23 protein-coding genes are annotated in these 22,443 nt (G+C 44.0%); 6 read left to right on the top strand and 17 right to left on the bottom strand.

The features are described from left to right. Positions 1–14: 14 nt before the first annotated feature. Complete coding sequence (locus ABDD94_RS22430) at positions 15–767, bottom strand: hypothetical protein (RefSeq protein ID WP_345954106.1); 753 nt, start codon at positions 765–767, stop codon at positions 15–17. Between the two features lie 178 nt (positions 768–945). Between ABDD94_RS22430 and ABDD94_RS22425 the strand changes: the two genes are divergently transcribed. Further along, positions 946–1,719, top strand: a complete 774-nt coding sequence (locus tag ABDD94_RS22425; RefSeq protein WP_345954105.1) for a LuxR C-terminal-related transcriptional regulator — start codon at positions 946–948, stop codon at positions 1,717–1,719. 347 nt (positions 1,720–2,066) lie between these two features. Here ABDD94_RS22425 and ABDD94_RS22420 read toward each other — a convergent pair whose 3' ends face one another. From ABDD94_RS22420 to ABDD94_RS22395, 6 genes are all read right to left on the bottom strand, one after another. Continuing rightward, positions 2,067–3,197 (bottom strand): DUF3078 domain-containing protein, encoded by a 1,131-nt coding sequence (locus tag ABDD94_RS22420; RefSeq protein ID WP_345954104.1) that lies wholly within the window; start codon positions 3,195–3,197, stop codon positions 2,067–2,069. A 60-nt stretch (positions 3,198–3,257) separates the two neighbouring features. Further along, positions 3,258–3,587, bottom strand: a complete 330-nt coding sequence (locus ABDD94_RS22415) for a hypothetical protein (protein WP_345954103.1) — start codon at positions 3,585–3,587, stop codon at positions 3,258–3,260. A gap of 3 nt (positions 3,588–3,590) precedes the next feature. Then, a complete protein-coding gene (locus ABDD94_RS22410; RefSeq protein ID WP_345954102.1) occupies positions 3,591–4,322 on the bottom strand; it encodes a hypothetical protein in 732 nt (243 codons plus the stop codon). Positions 4,323–4,438: 116 nt separating this feature from the next. Continuing rightward, on the bottom strand, positions 4,439–5,299 hold the full coding sequence (locus ABDD94_RS22405) for a glucosaminidase domain-containing protein (protein WP_345954101.1): 861 nt from the start codon (positions 5,297–5,299) through the stop codon (positions 4,439–4,441). A 173-nt stretch (positions 5,300–5,472) separates the two neighbouring features. Continuing rightward, positions 5,473–6,003, bottom strand: a complete 531-nt coding sequence (locus ABDD94_RS22400; protein WP_345949903.1) for a glucosaminidase domain-containing protein — start codon at positions 6,001–6,003, stop codon at positions 5,473–5,475. A 3-nt stretch (positions 6,004–6,006) separates the two neighbouring features. Further along, entirely contained in the window at positions 6,007–6,645 is a 639-nt protein-coding gene (locus tag ABDD94_RS22395) for an O-methyltransferase (protein ID WP_345954100.1), read from the bottom strand. Between the two features lie 120 nt (positions 6,646–6,765). Here ABDD94_RS22395 and ABDD94_RS22390 point away from each other — a divergent pair, with 120 nt between their 5' ends. Both ABDD94_RS22390 and ABDD94_RS22385 read left to right on the top strand, forming a co-directional pair. After that, positions 6,766–7,509: a glycosyltransferase family 2 protein gene (locus ABDD94_RS22390; RefSeq protein ID WP_345954099.1), complete on the top strand. Its 744-nt coding sequence runs from the start codon at positions 6,766–6,768 to the stop codon at positions 7,507–7,509. Positions 7,510–7,676: 167 nt separating this feature from the next. Further along, on the top strand, positions 7,677–8,312 hold the full coding sequence (locus ABDD94_RS22385; RefSeq protein WP_345954098.1) for an NAD(P)H-binding protein: 636 nt from the start codon (positions 7,677–7,679) through the stop codon (positions 8,310–8,312). A 48-nt stretch (positions 8,313–8,360) separates the two neighbouring features. Here ABDD94_RS22385 and ABDD94_RS22380 read toward each other — a convergent pair whose 3' ends face one another. From ABDD94_RS22380 to ABDD94_RS22370, 3 genes are all read right to left on the bottom strand, one after another. Beyond that, positions 8,361–8,591 (bottom strand): helix-turn-helix domain-containing protein, encoded by a 231-nt coding sequence (locus ABDD94_RS22380; protein WP_345954097.1) that lies wholly within the window; start codon positions 8,589–8,591, stop codon positions 8,361–8,363. A gap of 124 nt (positions 8,592–8,715) precedes the next feature. Continuing rightward, positions 8,716–9,702: an aldo/keto reductase gene (locus tag ABDD94_RS22375; RefSeq protein WP_345954096.1), complete on the bottom strand. Its 987-nt coding sequence runs from the start codon at positions 9,700–9,702 to the stop codon at positions 8,716–8,718. 218 nt (positions 9,703–9,920) lie between these two features. After that, positions 9,921–12,350: a prolyl oligopeptidase family serine peptidase gene (locus ABDD94_RS22370; RefSeq protein WP_345954095.1), complete on the bottom strand. Its 2,430-nt coding sequence runs from the start codon at positions 12,348–12,350 to the stop codon at positions 9,921–9,923. A gap of 90 nt (positions 12,351–12,440) precedes the next feature. Between ABDD94_RS22370 and ABDD94_RS22365 the strand changes: the two genes are divergently transcribed. After that, complete coding sequence (locus tag ABDD94_RS22365) at positions 12,441–12,974, top strand: GNAT family protein (RefSeq protein WP_345954094.1); 534 nt, start codon at positions 12,441–12,443, stop codon at positions 12,972–12,974. Here ABDD94_RS22365 and ABDD94_RS22360 read toward each other — a convergent pair. From ABDD94_RS22360 to ABDD94_RS22340, 5 genes are all read right to left on the bottom strand, one after another. Then, on the bottom strand, positions 12,961–13,617 hold the full coding sequence (locus ABDD94_RS22360) for a hypothetical protein (protein ID WP_345954093.1): 657 nt from the start codon (positions 13,615–13,617) through the stop codon (positions 12,961–12,963). The two genes, ABDD94_RS22365 and ABDD94_RS22360, sit on opposite strands and share 14 nt — an antisense overlap. Continuing rightward, a complete protein-coding gene (locus ABDD94_RS22355) occupies positions 13,614–14,444 on the bottom strand; it encodes an ABC transporter permease (RefSeq protein WP_345949912.1) in 831 nt (276 codons plus the stop codon). The genes ABDD94_RS22360 and ABDD94_RS22355 overlap by 4 nt, the downstream gene beginning before the upstream one ends. After that, positions 14,444–15,295 (bottom strand): ABC transporter ATP-binding protein, encoded by an 852-nt coding sequence (locus ABDD94_RS22350; protein ID WP_345954092.1) that lies wholly within the window; start codon positions 15,293–15,295, stop codon positions 14,444–14,446. Before ABDD94_RS22350 ends, ABDD94_RS22355 begins: the two co-directional genes overlap by 1 nt. After that, on the bottom strand, positions 15,295–15,840 hold the full coding sequence (locus ABDD94_RS22345; protein ID WP_345954091.1) for a hypothetical protein: 546 nt from the start codon (positions 15,838–15,840) through the stop codon (positions 15,295–15,297). The genes ABDD94_RS22350 and ABDD94_RS22345 overlap by 1 nt, the downstream gene beginning before the upstream one ends. A gap of 114 nt (positions 15,841–15,954) precedes the next feature. Then, complete coding sequence (locus tag ABDD94_RS22340) at positions 15,955–18,849, bottom strand: SNF2-related protein (protein WP_345954090.1); 2,895 nt, start codon at positions 18,847–18,849, stop codon at positions 15,955–15,957. Positions 18,850–19,032: 183 nt separating this feature from the next. Here ABDD94_RS22340 and ABDD94_RS22335 point away from each other — a divergent pair, with 183 nt between their 5' ends. Continuing rightward, positions 19,033–19,647 (top strand): HAD family phosphatase, encoded by a 615-nt coding sequence (locus ABDD94_RS22335; RefSeq protein WP_345954089.1) that lies wholly within the window; start codon positions 19,033–19,035, stop codon positions 19,645–19,647. A gap of 201 nt (positions 19,648–19,848) precedes the next feature. After that, positions 19,849–20,532: an SIMPL domain-containing protein gene (locus tag ABDD94_RS22330; RefSeq protein WP_345954088.1), complete on the top strand. Its 684-nt coding sequence runs from the start codon at positions 19,849–19,851 to the stop codon at positions 20,530–20,532. A 163-nt stretch (positions 20,533–20,695) separates the two neighbouring features. Here the strand turns inward: ABDD94_RS22330 and ABDD94_RS22325 are convergent, their stop codons facing one another. Together ABDD94_RS22325 and ABDD94_RS22320 are read right to left on the bottom strand one after the other, a co-directional pair. Next, the gene (locus ABDD94_RS22325) at positions 20,696–21,529 is read right to left on the bottom strand and encodes an N-acetylmuramoyl-L-alanine amidase (protein ID WP_345954087.1); all 834 of its coding nucleotides are present in this window, start codon (positions 21,527–21,529) and stop codon (positions 20,696–20,698) included. 54 nt (positions 21,530–21,583) lie between these two features. Then, complete coding sequence (locus ABDD94_RS22320; RefSeq protein ID WP_345949921.1) at positions 21,584–22,423, bottom strand: neutral zinc metallopeptidase; 840 nt, start codon at positions 22,421–22,423, stop codon at positions 21,584–21,586. Between the last annotated feature and the right edge of the window lie 20 nt (positions 22,424–22,443).

The following is a 22,443-nucleotide window of genomic DNA, read 5'->3' as shown; positions in this document are numbered from 1 at the left end:
ATTTTGCATAATAACTATAGCGTAAAACTCAGTTTTAATTGCAGGTTATGCGCTGGTATTTTTTGTTTACCGAAGGTATTGCCTGCTTTGCTGTCATAAGCTTCGTAATTGCTGTTTACCTTGCCCGATACATAATCGAGTGACAGCCCAATAGCTTGGCGGCGTAGGGTGATACCAAAGTTGGTGGCAACACCAAAGGCTATACGGTTTTTTACACTTTCTCCGTCAAAGTCATCCTGCGCATTATTGGTGAAAGAAAAATAACGGTCGTTACCTGTATTCTCATCTCCATCCGAATAATTAAAGTCGAAAAAACGCACGGTAGGTGCTATCTGAAAGCGTAAATCAACCACCAGCTTTTCAAGCGGGTTAAACGAAATAACGGGTCCTAACTTAGTAGATGCCGCTGCTGCTATTTTAGTACCATCCACATAAGCATTTGGCGCACCGGCTGCCATGGCATAGTTTTCCCATTCATCCATTTTATTGTAATTCAATGAAATTATAGTCCAGTCTAAACCATAATTAATAAGGGTAGCATTTTTCTTAAAATAGTATATGTGACCTTGCTCCAATACGTATCCGGTTCCGGCGCCAAAGCGGCCATCAAAAATATTTTCTCTGGGTGTAAGGTTTGGGCTTAAATCGCTTCCTAACTGATTGAGACCTAGCCTTAAATAACCTTTGCGAAATACCGAACGCTCTTGAGCGTATAACTGCATATTTGCCATTAATAAAACAAGCAGAAGTAAGTTTTTAAGCTTCATAATTGTGATAGGTTTAGTGTTAATTTTTTGGTTTTATAATTAATTTATTAAATTCATGCATTAATCACATCACACAAAAATATTGAGCCGTTAATGCGCTATCAATACCCACAAATGGGTATTCTAAGAATAGGGCACTTGTATTTGCGTCAAAATTGTTTCTTTTTAAAACAAGCATATGCAATACACCAATCCTGCAATTTATCAGGAAGCTCAAAAAATATGGGCCACTATAGCATCAGACGAACGCCTTAAAGGCCTGGGGGCTGAAATAGAATTACACCAAAGCCTGTTGCATCTCTTTTGTGTAGGCAGCTTTTACCATTATATGTTTAATATCCGAAGAATGGACTTTGAGTTTATCAGTCCGGAAATGCCAGGTATACTTGGATATAGGATAGAACAAATTAATGCACCGTTCTTTTTAAGCCTGATACATCCTGATGATCTTCCTTATTTTATGCTTTTCGAAAAGCAGGTAGTTAAATTCTTCAACCCTATGGAGGAGGAAAGGATTGTAAAATACAAGGTTAGATATGATTTCAGGATAAAAAGAGCGGATGGGCAATATATCAGGATTTTACATCAAATGCTTAATATCATCCCTGACCAAAGTGGCATTTTTGTAAATACACTTTGCGTTCATACAGACATTACCTACTTAAAAAGAGATGGTACCCCCACGTTATCTTTTATTGGTATGCAGGGGGAGCCCTCTTATATAGATGTTGGCGGAAAAGCAGCTTGTGCATCTTTTCTCGAGTCATTAAGCCGGCGCGAAAGGCAGATTGTCATCTTATTAACGGAAGGTTGCACCAGTAAAGAAATTGGAATGAGGCTGTTTATAAGCACTGCAACCGTATCTACTCACCGTAAAAATATTCTTAAAAAAACAGGTCTGGCGTCAACGCCCGAACTGGTAGCCAGTGCTATTACTCAAGGTTGGATTTAAGATTAAATAACTCGTTTGCGAATACACGCTAAGGAAAAACAGGTTACATAGGCTATCAACAAGCCTCACTTGCCAATAAAAAAGCGCCGGGCTTTGCTCCTTGGCCGAGCTGGTGCCTGTGCAGTGAAGCCTTAGCCGTAAATTAATTTAACCCTGCCCGCGTATAATGAGCTGGAGCTGCCGGTGTGAATGAAACCGGCCTTACTAATGACTAACGATCAGTGCGACAAGAGTAATATATTTGCTGCGGTTGACAAGCTGGGTTTGGTTCTTGAAAAAGCAGAGTGACCAGTTAGGGTTAAACTTGCATTGTTAGCTGCAACCCTGTTATGTAATAAGTGATTACTTTATGGGAACCGATACAGAACGCCTATAGCCAGGTTTTCGTTAGCCTGAATGCCCGGGTCTCTTCCTGAGTTTTTGTTGGCATCCTGGTCATACAAAGCTACGCCGGTAATGGTTACCGCAATTAAGCGGTTTACCCGGGCAGCCAGAGTAAGGTCGAGGCGGTGATCAATATCAGCGAAGCTGCGGCCATAGGGAATAAAGAGCTGGTAACGGCTGGTAAAACGCAGGTTCTGCATAATTTCCTTGTCAAACAAAGCCACTACCTGAAACGCAAGCTCGTTATATACTCTTCTTCCTTTTATTACATTGTAAACAACAGAGTCTCCTGTGCTTGATAATGTATATTTTAGCTTATCAGTTAATACAAACGTTTGCCTTGCGGTACCGGTACCTATACGTAAATCAAAATAGTTGGTTGGCTTATACTCCAAACCTAATGACTCGGTTACATAACCAGGCGCCATAAACTGTGAAATGAGTATGGGTGCACGCTTATTATTGGCATCGTAATTAAAGCCCTTATCAAATTGCGATTCAAAACTTAATGATCCGAAAAAGAACCAGCTTTTGGAAAGTTGTGTAGCTATCTTGTTATCCCAAAAAATACGGTCGTTGCTTTTTCGGCTCATCTGGTTCTTGTTTTTGGTTTTGCCGTATTGCAAAATAAGCTGCGAGGTATATACGAATGGCTGTTTGTTATACTCCAGTTTATAATCGAGGTTGCCACCTAGTGCAAAGGCGTTTACACCACCACCCGTCCAGTTATCACTAAAGCCCGCTTGGTTAAAGTTTATACCAAAAATTACCGCCTTGTGCCAGTAGCTTACCTTATAATCGAGCATGGTAACGGGTATTAGCTCGGGGAGTATTTGTACGGGTCGCAAACGTTGGGGCAGGGCATTGCGCCTAGGGTCAACACGGTAACGGTTAACCAGGTTGGTATCAATTTTTATACTATCGCGGCGCAGGCTGTCGGCACGGCGCAAACTGTCGGCTGTACGCTGCTGGTTTTGGGCCGCCACCCGGGCTAAACTATCGGTAGCACGGCGCAAACTGTCGGTTTGCTGAGCCATAGCCAATGATGACGTGATTAAGAAAGCAAAAAAAAAGCCGAGTGCGGTTCTTAACATATTAGACAAATAACGCAAAAACGCGCTTTTTATTAAAATATCATTTCAATTAGATTGCTTTTACTTGTTCATATACCTTAACCAGGCCCAAAAAGGGCGGTTTTTAAGGTAGTGTATGTTGCGCTCGTTACGGTAAGCCTCACGTTCAAAAATTATTTGTTCATACGCCTGCTGGTGACCTGGGTACTTAAACCGGTTTATGAGATAATTTACAAGATACAGCATGTAAAAAGGAAGGATAAACAACTCCAATGCCTGCTTGAGGTGAATAGTTTCATGCCTGATGAGTACCTGATCTTGTTTAAGCCTTTGGCTTTTTACCAGTATAAAAGGAAACAGCGCCATACCATCTACTTTTAAAAAAGGTGCGATAACAACAGGGTAACCCATATTTTATTTAAGCGAGGGCATGGAAGCCGCATTAGGGTAACGTAAAAAACGCTTGAGGTTTGCTTTAATGTAACTGGCAAACTCATAGTCGGACGCGGTGGTAGCCATATAGTAGCTGGGCCGGTACTTTACCATAAAATTGGTGAGTTGCGGCTCCTGCAAGCCAGTTAGTTGTTGTACAAAGGTTTTGTTAAAGCGCTGGTCTATTACGTTTATCTTGTAATCCTGCTCAATAATCTGGCGCAAGTGCTCGGCGTTGCGGCCGCTTTTGCTAATCATGTTCCAAATAGCATCAATACCAATACCAGCACCGCCTCCGGGCGATACGGTTAGTAAATCGCGGTTACTGAGCGAGCCGTATATTTTGCTGTAATCGCGTTTGGTTTTTTCCAGCTTTTTTTGCGCGCTTAGCACAGTGTCGCGCACGTTCACCTCATTCAGCATAATGCTGCTGGCTTTAAGGTACACCATCTGGTCTGCATAACTTTTCAGTGTAATGGTATCAGAAAAATAATTTTGCTTGCTAATGATTAGCACATCGCCCGGCCGGGCCATTATTTTAAACTCGGCCTTCAAATTATTATATACCGATTGGCCGTTGCGCAGGTTACGTACGTTTACTTTGGCTATACGCTCGTGGGTGGTTTGGTCAAACACCAGGCCGGCAACAGGTTTATCCTGTGCAAACACGTGGATTGCCGTAAGGCAAAAAATAATACTTAACCATAGTTTCATTAAAACACCCAGACTTAAACGGATTTGCAGAGATAACAGATTATAAACACTTAGCTGCTAAATTTAACCATTTTTAACACCATTGGTTTAATTAGGCTGCACATCCGCGCTATAAATTACTTACCTACAATAAGTGGCTGGCCTATTTTAATGTTGTTATCTAACATATTGTTCAGCGCCTTCAGTTCGTCAACAGTAAGGCCAAAACGCTTGGAGATAGAATAAAGTGTATCGCCGGTGGTTACTGTATATAGTTTATTAGCAGGGGCGGTTCGTATGAGCGAGTCTTTAACCGATTTACCTATGTTTTGATTAATCTGGCTCAGTACGCGGTCTTCGCGCTTAATTTTAGCCAGTTCGCCCTCTGGCCGGTCATATTGGTCGAGGCCATATTTTTTAATGGCGTTGATGATAAGCTGCGGGTACTGCGGGTTGGTTGCATAACCACATTCTTTTAAACCGTAAGCCCAGCCTTCATAATCATTCTTATCTAACTCAAACAACCTTGCATAGCGTTTGCGTTTCAAAAATTCAGAATGATCGCGGTAGGAGTCTTCAGGATTATTGTAAACCCTAAAGCAATCATTCGGGTTGTCGTCATCCTTATAATAGCTGCGACCGGCCCAGTCGCTGGTACATTTAATGCCAAAGTGGTTATTAGCTACACGTGCCAGCTCACCATTGCCGAAGCCCGATTCAAACAACCCTTGCGCCAGAGTAACACTGGCTGGTATGCCATATAAGTTCATCTCTTTTATGGCAATGCCTTTAAAGCGATCAATGTAGGAGGTAACAGTATACTTTGAATAACCGTTTATAGCGCTCTGATTCTCGTTACGTACCCGCTCGTTGTTCCGTTTAGCCGCCTCACTTTTGGCATCACGGTTTACATTGCTACTGCCTTGCACACGTTTACGGGTTGAGCAGGATGAAAGCAATGCAGTAATCAACAGCAGATATAGGGTGTTCTTAATCACGATTTAAAAATTTGGGTATGCGACAGGCGAGTAGCGGAAAAAAAAGTGTCTGAAAATAAAAATGTCATTTCGATTCATAATCAGAAATCTTGTTTTAAGCCAGTGGCTTATAATTTGAACAAGATCTCTCACTATTGTTCGAGATGACATTATAGTAGATTATTGATTTATGCTTAGTGCCTCTTTGGTTCGGCAGCTTTTACAGAGTCGGGCTGCTCATCATAAGCATGCAGCTCGTATTTGTTAATCAAGCCCAGTACTTGTGCGCCCCACTTTTTGCTGCTGGCGTAGCCACTACGCTGTATCCCTTTTACCCAGCTTTTGTAATCATAATGCGAAAGCGATTGCGATAAGTGGCTAAATTGCTTGCGCTCTGTCATGATACGGGCAAAATCCTGGAACGAGTCTGCGTCAGAGTCGTACTGTTTGTAGGATGATCTGGTGGGCTTGCGTCCGGTATAGGATACAGGGCTTCTGCCTTTTACACCAAAGTGATTGTTTTGCGTACGTGCTAATTTGCTGTTTCCGCTGGCACTTTCGTGCATGGCTATAGCTAAAATGATGCTGGCCGGCACACCGCTCTCGTGCATAATGCGAATGGCATTATCTTTGAACTTATCGATATAGGATTTCGAAGTGTTTTTTTGTGCTGAAGCTGCAAAAGTGGAAGTTAGCAAACATGCAAACAGTAAGATTTTCTTCATAATTTACTTTTTTCTGATGATCAATACGCCATCGCGTACAGGAAGAATTATTTTTTCAACCTGTGTGTTAACAGCTATTGTGTCATTTAGTTTTCTGAAAAGTTCGGTGTCGGCATCCTTAGCATCGCCGTATACCTTACCTTTCCACAAAACGTTATCAATTATTATTAAACCTCCCGGTCGTAATTTGTCAATTATCAACTCAAAGTAAGCCAAATTGCTTTTCTTATCTGCGTCGATGAAGGCAAGGTCGTAAATATTTTCTGTAAATCCAAATATAACCTCCCGGGCGTCGCCTATGTAAAGCTCTATACGGTCTTGTACGTCAGCCAGTTCGAAATTGTTGCGCAGCGTTTCTTCCAGTTCGGGGTTGCCTTCAATGGTATGCACTTTTCCGTCCTCAGCCAGCCCTTCGGCCAGGCAAATGGTAGCATACCCGGTAAATGTGCCAACTTCTAAAACCAGTTTTGGTTGCACTAATTTGCTCAGCATACTCAGTAAGCGGCCCTGGTAATGCCCGCTCAACATATGAGGCTTTAATTGCTTTAAGTGAGTGTTGCGGTTAATTTTCTTAAGCACTTCGGGCTCGGTATCGCAATGCGTTTCGAGGTAAAGCTGCAGGTTTGGATCTAAAATCTCCATGTGGCAAAGATAGGTATTTTAAATTTTGCGTTATTTTAAGGCCTCTCTGTGTCACTTTAAGATATATTCGTACCTAATAACTTTTACTTTTAAGCAATGCCCCCCCTTATTATAAATAATATGAAATTCAGCTTCGTTGTTTTGACCTGGAACCGTTATAAATTTTTGGAGAAATGCCTGGAAGAATTAACTAACAGCCTGGCTAACCCAATACAATGCGAAATTATTGTGATGGACAATGGCTCTACTGATAAAACGGGCGAAGTGCTTGACCGTTATAAGGCCAATAAATTAATACGCATTATTCGCCGTAAAAAGAACTACGGCTTAAGTTCTTACAAAAAGCTATTTGGCTACGCCAGGGGCGAGTATATTGTGGTGGTTGATGATGATGTGCTGGCCTTTCCGAAAAATATGGACAGCACTTTTGCCGATTACATGCAAACGTTTTCCAATTATGGTTTTGTTGCGCTCAACGTTATCCAGGACGAATTTACCAATGGGGCGAAACCACCTGCTGAGCATTACACAGAAGAGACGATTGATGGTAAGACCATACAACATGGCCCAACCGGCGGCTGGTGTACTTGTTTTAGAAAGAAACAGTACCGCAAGCTCTGGTGGAAATTTATGTTCGCCGATATTAATATGAAGACCGGCGAGGACGGCTTTTTAGCAACTGCTTTCAGAGAAAAATTGGGGCTAAAATCGGGCATTATTAAAAATGCGGTTTGCTTTCATGCGTCAGGCCCTTATTACGCCCGGCAATATGGGCACTTAGACCGGGAGATTGAAAAATATGCACAGGCGGGCCTTCATGACTTTGTTGAAACTTATCAAAAATATCAGGAGGGCGATATATAAATTTTCTCGAACAACTGAAACATTATAAACAGTCTTTATCTTTACGGCATTCTACTGTCTTTATAAAATATAGCTTTCTTACAAAAACGGATTAACAGGTTAGTCCGGACTCCTTTCTTATGCTCAAATTTTCGGAGCATTTATTGAATATTTATAAAGACAAAAAAATGAAGAACACAACTATAGCGCTTTTGGGCGCTACCGGCAAAGCTGGTAGATATATTCTTAAACACCTAATAAATCGAGGTTACACAGTAAAAGCGCTGCTGCGCAAGCCAGATGGTTTAGATTTTCGACACCCTAAGTTGGTAATTGTACCTGGCGATGTGCGCGATGCTGAGACGGTTTCGGATTGGACAGCAGGTTGCACAGCGGTAGTGAGCGCCCTTGGGCAAACACCCGGCGAGCCGCTTGTATCGGCTTTGGTAGCGCGGCATGTCATTAACGCTATGCAGCAGCATAATATAAAGCGATACATTTTTTTAGCCGGACTAACGGTTGACGTGCAAGGTGATCAGAAAAGCGAAGCCAACCAGGCCAAAAGCAACTGGATGCGACAACATTACCCTGGTGTGGTTGACGATAAGCAGCAAGCCTATCAATTGTTATTACAATCTACTTTAGAATGGACTATGATACGCCTGCCCTGGATTGAACAAACGGAACAGCGACGAAATCTTGCCATAAATTTACATGATTGCCCGGGCGATGTAATTAGTACAGCAGACCTGGCAGCTTTTATAGCACTGGAACTAAGTAGTGCTACCTATGTGCATAAAGCCCCATTTGTAGCAAGCATTTAAGATTAACACAAAAGGCTCAACCAGGAGCCTTTTGTTGTTCTGTTAAAATTACATCGTTGAGGGCGCCATATCGTAGGCCTTTTTAAAGGCGAATGAAAAGTGAGACAGGTGCTCAAGGAAAGCCTCGGACGGGCGGCGGCCTTTTTCTTCAAGTAGATGGTAAGCCTCCCGCAGGCGTTGTTGTTGCAGCCAGCGGCTGGGCGTGGTATGAAAACGTTTTCTCAAAATCGCGCTTAAAGGTAGCCAGGCTGCGGCCGGTTGGGTATGAAAAACGTCCATGCTGCGAGTATGGTAACAGGAGTACAGTATCTTCAGCAATGGGTCGCTTGTAATGCAGTCATCATTCAATTCATTATAGTTAAAAGCCTTTTTAATATTGCTGTAATAACACCTTGAAACATTCTTAACTCTTGTCAACCTGTTTCCAGTTCGCTTCGCTGTAGCGGTCGCCGGTATTGGGGTATTTGGCCAGCAGTTCCTCAATGTTTTTAAAATCGGTATCGGTTAAGGTTACATTGGTGCATCCTGCATTTTCTTCGAGGTACTTACGCCTTTTGGTGCCCGGTATGGGTATAATGTGCTCGCCTTGCGCCAGTACCCAAGCCAGGGCCAGTTGCGATGGTGTGCATTGTTTGCCGGCAGCTATTTGGGCAAAACCGGCGGTAAGCTTGCTGTTGTTTTCCTGGTACTGCTCCTGGTAACGTGGCAGGGTTTTTCGGAAATCGCCATCCTTTAGCTCATTGGTGTTTAGCGTGTTGGTAACCAAGCCACGCGCCAGCGGACTAAACGGAACAAAGCTTATACCTAATTCTTTGCAAAGTGGAAGCACATTTTCTTCCGGCTCGCGCGTAAGTAATGAGTACTCGCTTTGTAGCGCGCTGATTGGATGCACAGCATGCGCCTTGCGCACTGAGTTGGCCGATGCTTCTGATAAGCCCAGGTAACGCACTTTTCCTTCTTTTACCAGTTCAGCCATGGCGCCAACCATTTCTTCAACCGGTATGTTGGGGTCAATACGGTGGGCGTAATACAAATCTATCACATCAACTCCTAACCGTTTCAAACTGGCTTCAACGGCCTGTTTCATGTAGGCCGGCGAACCATCAAACGACATGCCTTTGCCATCGGCATTCGCTCTGAAGCCAAACTTAGTTGCTATAAATATTTTATCGCGGTTTGGTACCAGCACCTTAGATATCAGTTCTTCGTTTTTGCCGTTGCCGTAAACATCTGCCGTGTCCCAAAAGTTAACGCCTAAATCAAGCGCCCGGTGCAGGGTGGCTATCGATTCCTCATCATCGGGTTCGCCATAAGCATGGCTCATACTCATACACCCCAAACCTATAGCCGAAAGCTGTATGCCCGTATTGCCTAATATTCTGTATTTCATTTTCTTATTGTTTAAGTAAGCAATCACATCTCTTGTTAGTGCCTACTTCATTACAATTGAGTAAAAAATGAGTTTTAGAAGCGGAAAGATATACCAATGCTAATTACACTTATTGTTGGCTACAAATACTAATAAACAACCTTGTGTTATGCAAAACATACCACTTATCAATTCAAGTGAAATTCCCTGTGGTATTCATTAACAGTTGTGTTTATGAGCTATTGCTGCTTAAGCGTTTCTTCAAACAATTTGTAAATGCGCTTATACTCATCGGTCCAGCTACTAGGTTGTACAAAACCATGGTCTTCAACCGGGTAAGAAGCTAGTTCCCAATTGTTTTTGCGCAGCTCAATTAGCTTTTGCGAAAGGCGGACAATGTCCTGGTAATTTACGTTTACATCTACCATACCGTGGGCCATCAGCAAGCGGCCTTTTAAGCCGTTTGCAAAATAAATAGGCGAGCTTTGCTTGTAAGCATTTTCGTCATTGTAAGGCTCATTCAAAATATTAGCGGTATAGCCATGGTTGTAATGTGCCCAATCGGTTACAGAGCGCAGGGCGGCACCTGCGGCAATAACATCGGGTTGGGTAAACATGGCCATCAGGGTCATGAAACCGCCGTACGAGCCGCCATACATGCCCACGTGTTTGGGGTTCACGCCATATTTTTCAACCAAAAACTTTACACCATCTACTTGGTCATCCAGGTCCTTACCGCCCATGTGGCGGTAAATGCCGGTGCGCCAGTTGCGGCCGTAGCCGGCACTGCCTGTGTAATCAATATCAATTACGGTATAACCGTTATCGGCGAGCATATTATTAAACATGTACTCCCTAAAATAGGAGCTCCACCAGTAATGTACGTTTTGCAGATAGCCGGCGCCATGCACAAAAACAACGGCCGGTTTGGCTGGGTGCGCTATTTTGGGCGTATACACACGTGCGTAAACATCAATGCCGTAACGGTTTTTAAAGGTCACCATTTCCGGTTCGCGCCAGGCATAGGAGTTAAACTCAGCCGATATGGACTGCGTTACCTTAATTGGCTTAGCGCCCGACTTGTTAGGCTGTATATAAAGCTCCCAGGGCTTGTTAGAATAAGAATAACGTATAGCCAGCCACTTCTCATCGGGAGATAGCTCAACCTCGTTACCACCTTTAAGGCTGGTGAGTTTAACCGGTATACCCCCTGTTACCGGCAAGCGGTAATAGTGCGTAATGCCCGGATGCTCTAAATTGCCGGTAAAGTAAAAGCTCTTTTTATCGACCGATAAACTTAAGCCAGATACCTCCCATTTACCACTGGTTAGCTGCTTTTTAGCGCCGGTGTTTACATCAACTGTATAAATGTGAGAGTAACCGCTAGCTTCACTTTGAAAATAGAAATGCTTATTATCCAGCCAGCCCGTGCTGCCCGCACTGAACCCGCCGCCGCCAATGCCCGGGCCGCCAATCCAGGCTTCATCGTGTTGGCGATCCAGCAAGCTTAACTTACCTGTAGCCGGGTCAAGCTTCATCACCCAGCGGTCTTTGTTATCCTGTGCGGTAACAATAGCTATGGCATACTGTGAGTTGGGGCTCCAGATAGGGCCTTGTACAACAACCTTACGGTCTTCGTTACTTTTGGTACGCTCATCCAACTGCTTGGGGTAATCCTTTACATAATCGGGTAAGTCTTTAATGCCCGGTATCTCTTTAGTAGATATGGAATAAACGGTATCACGCTGCGTATCAAATAGGAAAGATTGCGAGCTGGATTGCGGGCTGCCAACTTTTATACGGTTGGGAATATCCTCGGTAAAGCCCGAAGCATTTACATAAGCAGGTACCTGGGTGATTTTGGCACCATCAGCCGCTTTTATGAGGCGGTAGGTGATATAACGGCCATTAGGGCTAAGCTGCACAAAGCTAAGTGACTGCTCGCCAATAGGTATGGATTTTAAAGCTTTGGACTGTAATTCCCGACGCTCAGCGGCATCTAGGCGGTCATTTTTGGCCTTTTCGCGCACTACTTCAAAAAGTTCGGTTTGCTGGTTACGCAGCCAGCGTTCCTGCGGATTGCCTGCTATCGCAGCGCCTTGTTGCCCTCCCACCTGACGGTTGCCTCCTCTTTGACTCAACCCGGTTGCTGCAACAGGTGCGGTGCCCGTGCGCGTAAAATTGGTTAGCTGTGCCAGCTCCCCTCCGTTTAGCTTGAGTGCGTATAGATTGTCATTGCGCATAAATAAAACCTTGGTTTCATCGCTGCTAAATGCCGGGTTGCTTTCGCGGTCGGTAGTAAGGGCAAGCGGTAATACCTTGCCCTGCTTTAAGTCTGACAGGAAAATATCGCCGTTACGTTCAAATAATTTTATCGTGTGCTTTTTATTCCAAACACCGTTGCCGGTTAGTGCTTTGCGTTCTTCCAAACTAACTGGTTGCGGTTTAACATTGCCGGGCGTAATGGCATAAAGGCTACTGCGATCAGCGTTTTGTGGGTTCCAGTTAAAATAAATCTTCTTACTATCGTCGCTCCATCTTACGCCATCGGGCGAGGTGCCCATCCATTTGGGGTCACTCATTATTTTTTCGATGGTTAGCGTTTCAAGTTTCTGTGCGCTAACACCAGTTGCAGATAGAATTAAATAAAGCGTAAACAGTTTTTTCATGCTGAAGAGAAGGATAAATACAGCCTAAATATAACCTCAAATTGCGCATTTTGCTAAGTTTATGCTAATTTACCATGCAATTTTTACACGATGGAATTAATGGGTTCGGGCTTTGTTTTACGTCCATGGCACCTGGAGGATGCCTTATCAATACAGCACCACGCTGATAATCCTAACGTGAGTGCTTTTTTGGCCGACCGTTTTCCGTACCCGTATACACTCGATGATGCCATGAGCTGGGTGAACCTGATGCAGAACCAGGACCCACTGGTAAACTTTGTTATTGCTGTTGACGGGAAAGCCGTTGGCGGCATAGCTTTGGAAATGCGTCAGGATGTGCACCAGAAAACACCTTTGCTGGGTTACTGGTTGGGCGAAGTGTACTGGGGTAAGGGCATCATGCCTGAAGCTGTAAAACTGATAACCAATTATGCCTTTGCGCACCTGGACATTATATGTATACAGGCCTTTATTTTCAGTGGCAACCCAGCATCAATGCGGGTGTTAGAAAAAGCAGGTTATGAGAAACAGGGTGTTATAAAACATTCAATAGTTAAGCGCGGTAAAATATGGAATGAACACGTGTATGCTATGCTGAATCCGCAAGCGGTTACCCTAAATTAATATCGTAGTTGCTCAACCGCATCTTGATCTTACCCGTCTTAGTATCCATGCTGCGCATTTTTTTGCGATCAATTTTGGTGTCTTTTCCCATAAAGTTGAAAGGGATTTTGAGGCGCTCAATGGCAAATGCGGCTTCTACATAGTTAGGAAGGATGTTGTTGGCCGCAGCGTATTGCATCAACAAAGTATAAGAGCCATCCTTACGGGTATTAATCTCCGATTCCATAATGCGGCTGGCCCGGGCATCCATATACAAGGTAACCAACACAAGGTCTGATTGGGCATCGGTTGGTATAACGTTAATTACTTTCAGCGTTTTGCCATTGCGCTTTTCCTGTCCCCTGTCCACGGTGATAAAAGGGTGCTTGAATATCTCGTTCATCGAAAAATCAAGACCTCTTTTAGGGAGCATTACAAAATCTTGCGAGGAAAACTTCATGCGGCTGCCTTTGGTGTACTTGATCTGCGCTTTTTTGGTAGGCATGCGTATAAAAGGCACATCAAGATCGAGCGTTACCGTAGCCGAAAAATGCTTAACCGAATCCATGCGTTGTTTAATGCGTATTAAATCGGCATCTATCTTTTGAGCCCGTATAACTTGGGCGCTTAGTAAAAACAGCAGGCAATAAACTATCCTCATCATCCAATATCCTTTTTTTGAAAGATTAACGTACCCACCGCCGCAAACAATACACTGTACAGTACAAGTATCAGGTTGTTTAGTCCTATTTTAAACCAATCGGCCTCATAATTAAATAGCTGCTGCCAGGTATCAATCAGTTTAGGGAAAAAAAAGAGATTAAATTGAGCCGGTATAAAATCGGCCTTGAGCAGCAAGTTGGTAATGATGAGGAACAGTGCTGCGGCAATCCAGGTTTTAGCGGCTTCCTTAATGCAAACAGCCAGGGTAATACTTACAATGCTGTAAAACACCATAGCCACACTGCCCGATGCAAAAGCCCAGCATATACGCTGAAATGCCTCTTTAGCCGGGAAAAAGTTGAGCGTGCCAATGTAAACCACCAGGTCGCCGCTGCCAAAAATGGCGTAAGCCAGCGCAAAGGTGCTCATCATCATAACAGCAATTACAAACAGTGTAAAGGCAGCGGCCGTTATGTATTTAGCCAGCATAAATTTCCATTTTTTTACCGCCTGCAGCATTACGGTTTGTACTGAATTATCCTTGTACTCATCGGTTACAATGCCCGATGTAACGATCATCAGTATCAATGGCACGTTAAACCAGAGGGAGTTGAGCACAATGTACATGATGAGGTTACCGTTTAGCAAGGTGCCTTCAAAATAAAAGGACTGCCGGAGATTGTTCAGCAGCAAATCCAATATAGCGCTGCCCTGGTAGTACGCGGTAATGAAAATAAGCAACTCAATTACGAAAATAGCAACCAGGGCATAATAGGTTTTACTTTGCTTAACCAACTTCAGAAATTCTGCAGATAATAGTGCCCTCATTATGCCGGTTGTTTTACTAATTGCTCGAGTGACAGCTCGGGCGTACATGACGTAATCTGTATGCCTTCGGCCAAAATTTCCTGAAGCAGTTTTGGTATTTGCATGGCGTTGCAGGCTACCCGGGCATCGTTTAAGCCCATTTTAACATCGTAGTTTTTGAGCGCTTGTGAGGCTGCAAGGTTAGGGCCGGTTAGGCTATAGTGCTTTATATTATCATTAATTAACTGGTTGGTTGGCCCGGCATTTACCATCCTGCCCCTATCCATTACATACAGGTAATGACAGCACTTGCTCAACTCTCCCATTAAGTGCGATGAAAGCAGGATAGAGATACCGTCATCGGCCGCCAACTGATGAATCAAATGAATAAGCGAAGCAACGCCAATTGGGTCGAGCCCCGAAAAGGGTTCGTCTAACACAAGATACTCCGGATTATTCAACAAGGCAATGCCAATACCCAGGCGCTGTTTCATTCCTAATGAAAAATTGCGTACCGGGTCTTTGCGGTCAAGTGGTAAGCCAACTTTGATTAACGTTTGTTCGATTGCGGTTTTATGAGCCGGGGCGCTTTGTATACCTGCAAAAATGCGAACGTTATCATAGGCATTGAGGTAAGGATATAAGCCTGGCCTTTCAATAATGCCGCCTATGGGCTTGGGCCGGGTCGAGGTAATATCAACACTGCCAGAATCGGGCTTTACCAGGCCGCACAAAATACGGAACAATGTAGTTTTGCCAGCACCGTTTCTACCGAGTAAGCCGCAGATCTGCCCGGGCTCCATTTTAATGGATACGTTATCTAAAGCTTTACCCGAAGCATAGGTTTTGCTAAGCAAGTTTCCGGTAAGCATTATAGCGAAATTTCAGGCCTCAGCTGCCTGTAGTTAAACTTAGGCTCGTAACGTTTCTCGAGAAAGGTGCGCGACCAAAAATATTTTTTAAACAGGAAGAAGGGGTCTTTTATCATAAAGTGCGGCACAAAGTGATACCATTTAATACCAAGCCTGCGGTAATAGCGTAACACTTCATCTTGCATACCCAGCTCGCGGGCAGCTACTAAAAACGCGGTGCGCTGGCATTTGGAGCCTTTATACAAGCGGGCAATTTTGGGCGTAAAGCCATGCACAAAAAGGTAATCTTTTATACGCTTGTAATTTTGATAGCGCGACCATCCATCCATCACCACCATAAAAATATGGCTAAAGGCAAAAAGGACGCTGCCAAGCCAAAACAGGCTTAATAAAATGGCTTCATTAATATAAGCTTCTTTAAACTTGCTCCAGTAAAAGAAAGATTCCAGCATAAACAGAGCGCTCGAGTAATACAGCAAGCTACCCACATTCCAAAAGGAAATGGCTACACTGGGTTGTTTGGGTAGCTTATGGATATCTAACATGCTGTAGAAGCGAAAAGGTAATTGCGTGCCTTAAATAAATAACGGCGAATTAATGATACCAATATATGCAATTGCAACAAATTCTAAAAGGATGGTTTATACATGGATGATTGCTTATCCTAATATCTCCCTTATATCATCAGCCGATAATGACTTTATAAAGCTTTCCTCCGTAGTAATGAGCGAACGTGCCACACTGAGTTTGCGTTGCTGCAGGGCCAATATCTTTTCTTCTACCGTATCTTTAGTAATGAATTTATAAATGAACACGTTTTTGGTTTGGCCAATGCGGTGCGTACGGTCAATGGCCTGCTGTTCTACAGCGGGGTTCCACCACGGGTCGAGTATAAACACGTAGTCGGCTTCAGTAAGGTTTAAACCTACACCACCGGCTTTTATGGAGATGAGGAAAACCTGCGTTTTGGCATCCTGCTGAAAACGTTTAACTACCTCACCCCGGTTTTGCGTACTGCCATCCAGGTAAGTGTACTTAATATTTTGCTGATCGAAATACTGCCTGTATATGTTGAGCTGCTTTACAAACTGCGAGAAGATAAGCACTTTGTGATTTCCATCCAGCACATTGGCCAGTGTGTGTACCACGTTCTCAAACTTGCCCGAATCGCCTTCATAAGTTTCATCAATCATAGAGGGGTGATTGGCTATCTGGCGTAGCTTAATCAAGCCTTGTAAAACCTGTATTTGTGTTTGTGCAAAGGTGCCATCCTCCAGGCTTTGCAGCAATTCGTTGCGGTATTCAGATTTTACCTTTTCGTATACTGCGCTCTGTTCATCGCTCATTTGGCAATAAAACAGCTGCTCGGTTTTGGGCGGCAGCTCGGTGGCTACCTGCTCTTTGGTGCGACGCAATACGAAGGGTTTAATAAGCGCCTGTAAACGATGGGCTTTGTCCTCATCCTTCTTTTTTTCAATAGGCGTTACAAACTCGTTTAAAAAGAACTGCTGGTTACCCAACAAGCCTGGGTTAATGAACGACATTTGCGTCCACAGATCGTTCACTGTATTTTCAACGGGTGTGCCGCTCAGGATGAGTTTGTGGCGTGATTTAAGCTGCTTAACCGCCTGGTATGATTTGGACGAAGGGTTTTTGATGTTCTGACTTTCATCCAATATTACATAATCGAAAAAGAAAGCTTTGAACAGTTCCACATCAATGCGGCTGATGCCGTACGTGGTAACCACCACATCATACTTGCCAAATACATCAGGCGATTTATAGCGAAATGCGCCGGTATGCACCATCATGCGTAACGAAGGCGTAAACTTGGCAGCCTCATTTATCCAGTTATAAATTAACGAGGTAGGCATAATGAGCAGCGATGTACTGGTTGCGCCAATAGCCTCGGCATCCTCCTTGTTTTTTTGTAGCAGGGCAAGCGTTTGTATGGTTTTACCCAAGCCCATATCATCGGCCAGGCAGCCGCCAAAGTGGTAATCTTTTAAAAAGTGGAACCAGTTATAGCCTGCCTTTTGATACGGACGTAAGCTGCCTGCAAAGTTTACCGGCGGATCAACATCTTCCAGCTCGTCAAAGTCGGTTAGCTTTTGTAGTTTACGGTTAATGGTAATGCTGGCCAACTCGCCTTCGGCCAAATCATTAATGAGGCCTATATGGTGTTTACGTAGTTTAAGGTCCTTGTTTCCTTCCGAGAAATTAAGCAGGTTGCCATACTGCGAAAACCATTCTTCGGGTATCACCGCTATCTCGCCGCTAGGGAGTACAAATTCTTTTTTGCGGTTAAGGATATGATTACGCAGATACATAAACGGAATTTGGTATGGCCCAAAGTGTACAATGGCATGAATGTCAAACCAATCGTTGTTTTCTTTTACCTGCAAATCAATCTTGCTGCTGCCAAACAGGTAGCGTTTCTGACCCTCGGGTTGCTCAATTTCAAACCCTGCTGCCACCAACTGATTATGGTGCTGGTTGAGCCAGTCGAACACCGAGAATGAGCGGTCGGCCTCCTCATTTTCATGCTTAACCTCCAGGTTCTGAAACAGCGACGACGAGGTGGTAAGGCCCATATCCTCCAATTGCTGCAGCTTGTTTTTTTCCCAGATAACAGAACGCTTAATACGATGGAATGTATATGTATCGCCGTTACGGTCAATCTTAACCGAAATTTGCCGCCCATCACCATAGGGAAATACATAGCCGGCGTATTTAAAGTAAAGTTGTATTTGCGAAGTGCCGCCCGCTACGTAAATAGGTTTAACCACCGGCCGGGCATCATACTTTTCGGTATTAATGGTAAAGCCCTCGGCATGTACATGGTGTTTTTCAATAAGGGGGGCCACAAACTTTTCGAAGTAAGATTGTTCGGCACTGCGCGGAATGGCAATATACCGCTTGTTTAAAAAGGGCTGTAGCTTTTTGCCTTCCACATCCTTATCAAAGTAGTAGAGGGTGTCGTCCAGCATCATCCAGCCCGGCTGGTTGCATACAATATCGGCCCCTTTAAACATAAACTCGATCTTCATACCCTGGTATTTAATAGTAGGGTAATAGCGAATCTCGTTCTCATCGCGCTTAAAGTGGAAAAGAACGGTGGCCGGTTCTTGTGCCAGGTGCAGCTGTTTTTCGGCAGGATAGCCCTCCTTGCTCATCAGGAAGATTTTCTTATTGGTCATCAGGCTTAGCGCCTCGGCCATTTTCTTTTCAATCTTGGGGCGGATCACGTCGAAAAGCTGATCGTTAAACACCTTGCTGAAAAACTCGTACGGGCGCACGGGCTTTTTATGGTATTTTTTAATGATGTGCCCCTGCTCCATATCTTCGAGCAGCTTAATGAGCTTCAAGTCGGTCTCATCTATGCAATTGCTAAACTCCTGGGCGGTGTTAGAGAACAGGCGCTGATGTGTAAGCGAAAACTCGCCGTTGGGATTAAGCTGAACAATATGCGGCTCTATCAGCCACGAGAGGTACTCATGGCGGGCAAGTGCATAAATAAGCTGGCAGGGTTTGCTGCTGTCAACACGTAGCATAGAGGAATCCGATCAAAAATTTGTTGAAGCTACATCAACAAAAATTTCAAACGTATAAAGAATTTACAGCAATTAAAAGTACAATTTGCTATTTGTTCGAAATTGTGAAAATTGTAATTATGAAAGTTGCTTTAATACTGGCTTTACAAGGCGCATATTTTTAAGAACTTTGTGGTTATAGTTATGGAAACAAACAGCCAACAGAAATACGATGCCCTGGTTAAAATTAGTCAGGAAAATTTCAAAGCGTTCTTATACGATTGCGATGGTACCCTGGCCGATAACATGGGCGCCCACACCGAAACTTACATTAAAGTAGCAGCTGATAAAGGCGTAACTATAGACGGTGCGATTATTGACGAGTTTGCCGGCCTGCCTATTGTGAATGTGGTAGAACAAATAAACCACCGCTACCAAACCTCTTTTGACCCTCAGGAGTTTAAAGAACAAAAATATAAGCTGTTTTTGGAGCAGTATATTGAGCAAACCCAACCGATAGATTATGTGGTAAACCACTTGAAGAACCACGCAGGCCAAGTGCGCATTGCCGTAGTAAGCGGCAGCAGCCGCATAGCAGTTGAAAAGACGTTGCAAATATTGGGCATATGCAACCTGGTGGAGGTAATAGTATGTGCCGGCGAAACTGAGCACGGCAAACCCTACCCCGACCCTTTCCTGAAAGCGGCCGAACTGCTGGGTGTAGCCCCCAAACACTGCCTGGTGTTTGAAGACGGCAATGCCGGTGTGCAAGCTGCCGAAGCGGCTGGTATGCGCTGGGTGCGGATCGATAAGCTGTAGAGGCTTAAATGTGCAGATGAAACAAAGCACACCTGCCGGCTTATTCAATACTGTTATTCGTTAATTCAGTAAAATTCTGATTTGGACCAATAGCTCACTAAACTATTTCATCGGCCAACTGTCCATTGATTTAAATAGGCGGGCTTGTTACATTAGTTTGGCAGGCTTCGTCTACATCAACAGAACTAACACATAATAACTATGAAAAGACTATTCATTTTAGCCGCTCTATTAACCATTACCATTACTTCGTTTGCACAAACTACCGATCTGCGCCGCAAAATTGAGGTAATGGGCAGCGCCGAACAAGAAGTTACCCCCGATATTATTTATGTATCTATAGCACTTAAGGAATACATGAACGGTAAAAATAAGGTGGACATCAGCACGCTTGAAAAACAGCTGCAAAAAGCCGTTACAGAGGCTGGCATTGCTAAGGATGATTTCACTGTAAATAACATTGCTGCATATAATATCATCATTGACAAAAAGAAGAACCCCGATTTTTTGGCCAGCAAACAGTATCGCATTAAGCTGCGCGACCTGAACAGCATTAATACTATCTTAAGTAGGGTTGATGACAAAGGCATCCAGTCGACCGGTATTGATAGTTATGAGTATTCGAAACAAGCGGACTTGCGCCGCGACCTGAAGATTAAAGCCTTGCAGGCTGCCCGCGAAAAAGCGACTTACCTGCTCACCAGCATAGGCGAAAGACTGGGCGGTGCAATTGAAATTCAGGAGATAGATAACGAGCCTATGGGCAGACAAGTGTTTTCTAACATGTCCTTTAAAAGTGCAGATGTCGCTGTGCAATCAGACATCGACTTTAAGAAAATTAAATTGAATTACCAGGTAAGGGCAGTGTTTGAAATTGCCAAATAAGTATTAAGCATAAACAAGAAAAGCCGCTTCAGTGAAGCGGCTTTTCTTGTTTTATATAGTGCCTTAAAAGCCTTATTTTTCACTCGAGCAAAAGTTATTAAACACTTCCATACAAGGGACCTTCCTGCAAATACTTAATGGCAATATCAAGGCATAGATAATTTCAATACTTTTTGTAAACATTATAAAGCACGTTTAAATCCAACTGTGTAAGTTGAGGCTTTACGTCGGTTTGAATAAAATGGAGTTTAAATGCAGTAATGGCTCCTGGCAGTTTTTGGGTGTCATAACCAATAATACGCAGGGCGCTTACGTAATCAAAGTTTTCGGGAGCCAGTTCCAAAACGTCATCACTCCAAAAGCCAAAGCCGTTTTGAGCAAGCGTTTTCCATGGGAAATATGCGCTCGGGTCGGTTTTGCGTGGAATGGCAATATCCGAATGGCCAAGAAAGTTAGCAGTGGGAATATTGTATGTCTTTTTTAAATAAGTCAGCAGCGAAAGCAGGCTTTTAATCTGTGCATCCTGAAAGGGTTCAAGGCCATTATTATCAAGTTCAATACCTATCGAACAGCTGTTCATATCGGTAATACTACCCCACTTGCCCACGCCGGCATGCCACGAGCGCAGGTAATCGTTCAGCATATGAATCACCTTGCCATCGCGCCCTACAACGTAGTGTGCGCTAACCTGGGTGCGGGCCAGGGTAAAGGTATGGAGCGTTTGCTGTGTAGAATCCTGGGCTGTATGATGTATAATTACATAGTTGGGCTTGCGTAAGTTAAAGTTTACGGTAGCCACAAACTGCGATGGAATAGGATGGCCGGCGCTATCCGCCAGGGCTACAGTATCCATTGCCTTGGTTAAATCCAGCAGGCTGTCCATCTGGCTTTTATAAACCTTTTGGCTATTGTTAACTACAATAACCGGCTTACGGCTTTTACAGGAAGAAAGAACAATTACAGAAAGTAAAATGTACAATAAAGGCTTAAAATTCATAATGCGTGTTGACAGCTAAGGTAAGTAACATTAATGAATTTTAGCTTAATCAACCTACTCCAAATCTGCACTGGCAAAGGTGTTGCCTTGTTTTACATCGCCTGTTTCGAAACCTTTTTTAAACCAGTACATGCGCTGGGCGCTGGTGCCGTGTGTAAACGAGTCGGGCGATACGCGGCCTTGAGTAAGACGGTCGTCGCCAATGGCATTGGCCGCATTGAGGGCCTCCTCAATGTCGCCGGTTTCCAGCAGCCCGCGTTTTTTTTCGTAATAAGCCCACACGCCTGCATAAAAGTCGGCCTGTAATTCCAGCTTTACCGATAGCTTGTTGTATTGTTCCTCGCTCAGCTGCTGCCTGGCCTGGTCCATTTTATCTGATACACCCAATAATTTCTGCACATGGTGGCCAACTTCATGCGCTATTACATACGCGCGGGCAAAATCACCGGCTGCGCCAAAGCGCTGCTCCAATTCCTGAAAGAAAGATAAATCCAAATACACTTTTTGGTCGGCGGGGCAATAGAACGGGCCGGTTGCCGATCCGGCAACACCGCAGCCTTCGGTATTTACACCTTCTTCAAAAAAGTGTATAGTGGGTTCTTTATAAGTGCCGCCCATTTCACGGAAAAGCTGGTTCCAGGTGTCTTCCGTATCGGCCAGCACCACGCGGGCAAAACTTTGTTCTTTACTTTTTGACTCGGTTAAGCGTGTGTTGGTTTGCTCCTGTTGCTGCCCACCGCCTGTGTTCGGAATTATCTGCGACACGTTTACGCCTGTAAACATGTATATGATGGCACCAATAATGCCAACTATACCGCCACCTATGGCCAGGCCACCACCACGGCCGCTGCCTTCTTCTGCGTTACTGCTTTCGCGTCTGCCCATCCATTGCATAGTATCTTCAATTTAATGTA

Origin of the sequence: Mucilaginibacter sp. PAMB04168, from assembly GCF_039634365.2 — a bacterium.
Classification (GTDB): domain Bacteria; phylum Bacteroidota; class Bacteroidia; order Sphingobacteriales; family Sphingobacteriaceae; genus Mucilaginibacter.
Note: the sequence above shows the minus strand (reverse complement) of the source record. Positions and strands in the feature narration are given on the sequence as shown.